This window comes from Rhodococcus sp. EPR-147 (assembly GCF_001647185.1).
Classification (GTDB): Bacteria; Actinomycetota; Actinomycetes; order Mycobacteriales; family Mycobacteriaceae; genus Rhodococcoides.
This window is the reverse complement of the sequence record NZ_LVCU01000427.1, coordinates 1-5,066: the sequence shown is the minus strand read 5'-3', so window position 1 is coordinate 5,066 and position 5,066 is coordinate 1. Positions and strand designations below refer to the sequence as shown.

3 protein-coding genes and 2 pseudogenes are annotated in these 5,066 nt (G+C 65.2%); 1 reads left to right on the top strand and 4 read right to left on the bottom strand.

Translation table 11 applies throughout. From position 1 onward, the window contains the following. The 4 genes and pseudogenes from A2J02_RS18815 to sucB all read right to left on the bottom strand — a co-directional run. Positions 1-831 (bottom strand): lipoyl synthase (locus A2J02_RS18815; RefSeq protein ID WP_197478066.1); only part of this gene is annotated, 831 nt, incomplete at its 3' end. A gap of 10 nt (positions 832-841) precedes the next feature. Further along, positions 842-1,621, bottom strand: coding sequence for a lipoyl(octanoyl) transferase LipB (gene lipB / locus A2J02_RS18810; RefSeq protein WP_068052144.1), 780 nt, complete (start codon positions 1,619-1,621; stop codon positions 842-844). Between the two features lie 21 nt (positions 1,622-1,642). Continuing rightward, positions 1,643-2,533, bottom strand: coding sequence for a TIGR01777 family oxidoreductase (locus A2J02_RS18805; protein WP_068052143.1), 891 nt, complete (start codon positions 2,531-2,533; stop codon positions 1,643-1,645). 149 nt (positions 2,534-2,682) lie between these two features. Then, positions 2,683-4,488 (bottom strand): annotated as a pseudogene (gene sucB / locus A2J02_RS18800) (2-oxoglutarate dehydrogenase, E2 component, dihydrolipoamide succinyltransferase). 378 nt (positions 4,489-4,866) lie between these two features. Between sucB and A2J02_RS18795 the strand changes: the two are divergent. Next, positions 4,867-5,066: pseudogene (locus A2J02_RS18795) on the top strand (oxidoreductase); the annotation flags it as partial.

The following is a 5,066-nucleotide window of genomic DNA, read 5'->3' as shown; positions in this document are numbered from 1 at the left end:
CTCGGTGGCGTAATCGGAGTGCTCGACGAACTCTTCCGGCTTGACCCAACGCTCGACCGGGTGGTGGCGCGGCGACGGGCGCAGGTACTGGGTGATGGTCAGGATGTCGCAACCGGCCTCGTGCAGGTCACGAATGGCTTCCTGCACCTCTTCCGGGGTCTCACCCATGCCGAGGATCAGATTTGACTTGGTGACCAGACCGTCGTCGCGGGCCGCGGTGATGACGTCCATCGACCGCTGGTACCGGAAGGCGGGGCGGATGCGCTTGAAGATGCGCGGCACCGTCTCGACGTTGTGCGCCAACACCTCGGGACGGGAGGAGAACACCTCGGCCAGCTGATCCGGCTTGGCGTTGAAATCCGGGATCAACAGCTCGACGCCGGTGTTGGGGTTCAGCTTCTTGATGTACCGCACCGTCTCGGCGTACAGCCACGCGCCGCCGTCCTCGAGATCGTCCCGAGCGACGCCGGTGATCGTGGAGTAGCGCAGACCCATGGCCTGCACGCTCTCCGCCACCCGGCGCGGCTCGTCTCGATCGAGGTCCTCCGGCTTGCCGGTGTCGATCTGACAGAAATCGCAACGGCGGGTGCATTGCTCACCGCCGATGAGGAAGGTCGCTTCGCGATCTTCCCAGCATTCGTAGATATTGGGGCAGCCGGCTTCCTCGCACACCGTGTGCAGACCTTCACGCTTCACAAGACCCTTGAGCTCGGTGTATTCCGGGCCCATCTTCGCTTTGGTCTTGATCCAGTTGGGTTTGCGTTCGATGGGGGTCTCCGCGTTTCGGATCTCGAGGCGGAGCAGCTTGCGTCCTTCTGGGGCCACAGTCACAGAATCGATGCTACGCGCCGAAGCGGACCGTGGTGAACTGCGGGTTGATCGACGCACTCGTGACGGCCGGATGTTCGATCTCGTGATCCTCCACGGGCATCGACCCGTCCAGCGCGGCCAGAACGGCCTCGGTGACAGCAGCGGTGACCTCGCCGACGGTGACGTCTCGGCCCAGCTCCAGCGACAGCGACGTCACACCCGCATCGGCGATGCCACACGGGACGATCGCATCGAAGCCGGTCATGGCGGCGTTGCAGTTCAGTGAGAATCCGTGCAGCGTCACCCCACGCTGAACGCGTACTCCGATGGCGGCGATCTTGCGTTCGGGAAGCCACGCGCCGTCACGCATCTGCGCCGCGAGCCACACCCCGGATCTGCCGTCGACGCGCCCGCAGGTGATGCCGTAAGCGGACACGACCGAGATCAGAGCCTCTTCGATACGCCGCACGTACCGGACGACGTCGATGGGCTGCGCGAGCTTGACGATGGGATACCCCACCAATTGGCCGGGGCCGTGCCAGGTGATCTTGCCGCCACGATCGACCTCGACGACGGGAGTGCCGTCCCGCGGCATGTCTTCCTCGGCAGTGCGCCGCCCTGCCGTGTAGACGGATGGATGTTCGAGCAGCAGCAGCGTGTCGGATCCGACACCGTCCGCCCGGGCACCGGCCAGCTCGCGCTGCAGTGCCCAGGCCTCGGTATACTCGACGGTGCCCAACTCGCGCACCACCATCGGTTCGGAGCTCGCGCGCGCCGACACTGCGGCCGACGAAGAGTTCGCATCACTCATGAATCGGAACGGTACGCCGCGTCAGGAGCCGACGGCCACCCGCAGTGCCTCTCCCACGGTGTTGTGCTCGAAGGTGTAGCCCGCGTCCTCCAGAGCCTTCGGAATTGCCCGTGGCCCGGTGAGAATGGCCTCCTCGGCGAATTCTCCGATCACCGCCTTCAGCGCGAAGCCGGGGACGACCCAGGGGGCCGGACGGTGCACCGCGCGCGACATGGCACTGTTGAACTGCGCGTTGGTCACCGGAGTGGGACCGACCATGTTGACCGGGCCACGCAGGGAGTCGTTCTCGATGCCGTGGACGATGGCGCCGATCTCGTCCTCGAGAGAGATCCACGGGAAGTACTGGCGGCCACTGCCGAGCCGCCCGCCGAGGGCGAACAGATACAGCGGCCGAAGCTTGCCCAACATGCCGCCACGCTGCGACAGCACGACACCGCTGCGCAGCATGATCGTGCGAACACCCGCGTCCGACGCCGCAGACGTGGCGTTCTCCCAATCACGACAGACCTCGGCCAGGAACCCCTCACCGACCGGAGCCGTCTCGTCGACCACCCGATCGCCCGTGTCGCCGTAGAAGTTGACGCCGCTCGCGTTGATCAGAGTGGGCACACCCGCGTCGGCGGCAGCCCCGGCGAGTACTTCGGTGGGAGCGATGCGGCTGTCCCGTACCAACTGCTTGTACGCACCGGACCATCTCTTGTCACCGATTCCGACACCACAGAGGTTGACGATCGCGTCGGCTCCGTCGAGCGCGGCCGCATCGACGCTTCCGCGCGATGGATCCCACTGCGACTCGTCGGGTCCGGCCGGTGATCTCCGAACCAGGCGGGTGACGTCGTGGCTACGGCCCCGCAGCGCTGCGACCAGGGCCGTGCCGATCAAACCTGATGAACCTGCAATGACTACGCGCATGTGAACGAAAGCCTCCTTGACGCAAACGGGGCATCATTCGCGAACGAATGATGCCCCGGATGCACGGTTCGTGCCCCTCTTTTCGAGACTCCGATGCGAATGTTTCGCGCTCTCACCAGAATACGTGAGAGTCGCGATTCGCCGGTTGCCTACAGGCCGAGATCGGCCTCGAACGACGCCACTTCGAGACGCTGCTTGATCGTCGTGAGGAAGCGTCCCGCATCGGCTCCGTCCACCAGGCGGTGGTCGTAGGTGAGCGGCAGGTAGCACATCGAGCGAACACCGATCGACTCGTTGCCCGAGTCGTCCTTGACGACGACCGGACGCTTGACGATTGCGCCCGTGCCCAGCATGGCGGCCTGCGGCGGAACCAGGATCGGGGTGTCGAACAATGCACCCTGGCTGCCGATGTTGGTGATCGTGAACGTGCCACCGGACAGCTCGTCGGGCTTGAGCCCACCCGAGCGTGCACGGGTGGCGATGTCGTTGATCGCCCGAGCCAGCCCGGCGAGCGACAGGTCGCCCGCATTGTGGATGACGGGGGAGAGCAGACCCTGCTCGGTGTCCACGGCGATACCGAGGTGGACATCGGCGTGGTACGTGATCTCCTTGGCTTCCTCGTTGATGCTCGCGTTGACGTTGGGGTGCGCCTTCAGAGCTTCGACGACGGCCTTCGCGAAGAACGGCAGGTACGTCAGGTTGACGCCCTCGTTCTCGGCGAACTTCGCCTTCGCCTTCGTCCGCAGACCGGCGATCTTGGTGACGTCCACCTCGAAGGTCTGGGTGAGCTGTGCAGAGGTCTGCAGCGACTCACGCGTCTTCTTCGCGGTGATCTGCCGGATCCGGTTGATCTTCTGCGTGGTGCCACGAAGATGCGCGAGCTCGGGACGAACACCGGCCGTGGCCGGCGCAGCGGGCTTGGCGGCCGCGGCGGGCGCAGCCTCGGCGGCCGGAGCAGCCGGAGCCTTCTTGGCCTCGGCAGCAGCGAGCACATCCTGCTTGCGGATGCGTCCACCGACACCGGTGCCCTTGACCGTCGAGAGGTCGACATCGTTGTCCGACGCCAGCTTCCGAACCAACGGCGTGACGTACGGGCTGGAATCACCCGACGGTGCCGACTCCTTGGCGGGAGCAGCCTTTGGAGCCTCCTGCTTGGGCTCGGCCTTGGGTTCGGGCTTCGGTTCGGCCTTCGGGGCTTCCTGCTTGGGAGCCTCCTTCTTGGGCTCTTCCTTCTTCGGCTCTTCGGCCTTGGGGGCTTCGGGCTCCGGGGTGGCCTCGGGCTCGGGGGCCTTCTCGGCCGGCGATCCCGATCCGATGACGGCGAGCTGGCCACCGACGGCGACCGTGTCGTCTTCCTCGGCGGAGATCTCGAGCAGAGTTCCGGCGACCGGAGACGGGATCTAGGTGTCGACCTTGTCGGTGGAGACCTCGAGCAGTGGTTCGTCGACAGCAACCTCGTCGCCGACGGCCTTGAGCCAACGGGTCACGGTGCCCTCGGTGACGGACTCGCCCAACTCGGGCATCGTCACCGGGGTGCCTGATCCGGACGAGTCGGACGATGCACTCGCTGCGGGTGCCTCCTCCTCGGCCTGTGGCTCGGGCTCGGCTGCGGGAGTGGGCTCCTCGGCAGCCTCCTCGGGTGCCGACTCCTCGGCGGGCGCAGCTTCCTCGGCGGGCGCAGCTTCCTCGGCCGGCGCGTCGGACGAGGGAGCCTCGCCTGCGTCACCGATCTGGGCGAGCTCGCCACCGATCTCGACGGTGTCGTCTTCCTGAGCGACGATCTTGGTCAGAACACCGGCTGCAGGCGACGGGATCTCGGTATCGACCTTGTCCGTGGAGACTTCGAGCAATGGCTCGTCGACTTCGACGGTGTCGCCTTCTTGTTTGAGCCACCTCGTGACAGTTCCCTCGGTGACGCTCTCACCAAGAGCTGGCATCTGGACGGAGAAGGCCATGTCTGTTGACTCCTCGACAGTTGTGTGCGGGTGATGTGGTTCGACGACTCGTGGTCGCAGACCATTGTGCTGGCGGAACAGGGTTCATGGACGAGAGTTGCGTGATTCGGTTCGACGGAGGCGCCGGTGCACAGAACACCGATCGAGCGTGTTCGGCTCGACACAGCGCCCACGTAGACACTCCCTCTCGGCAATTCACTTACTCACTTCACGAGCCTTGGTTCACTATCAAGAGAGCTGAACCCTCTAATGTCATCCTTCCATTGTTATCGCCTCGCCGTTCCCCTAGGGCGCGGAAACACGCCTGGCAAACTGGCGGGTAACAACATTCCGGCACCCGAACCGGTGATTCATCGGCCGTACGAAAAGGATGTTCTCGTGGGATTGTTCGATCGACTCAAACGAAGCGGCGGGTCCGCGAAACGTGGCCCCGAGGGGTCGGTTGCCCAGTACCTGGCCGATTGGACGGCCACTCGAATCGGTGTCGAGGCCTACGTCGAGCCGAAGACGACGGTGACCCCGCTGACGGTGGTGCTCATCGCGAACGACGGCGAGTGGACCCGTCGGCCGCTGGATGA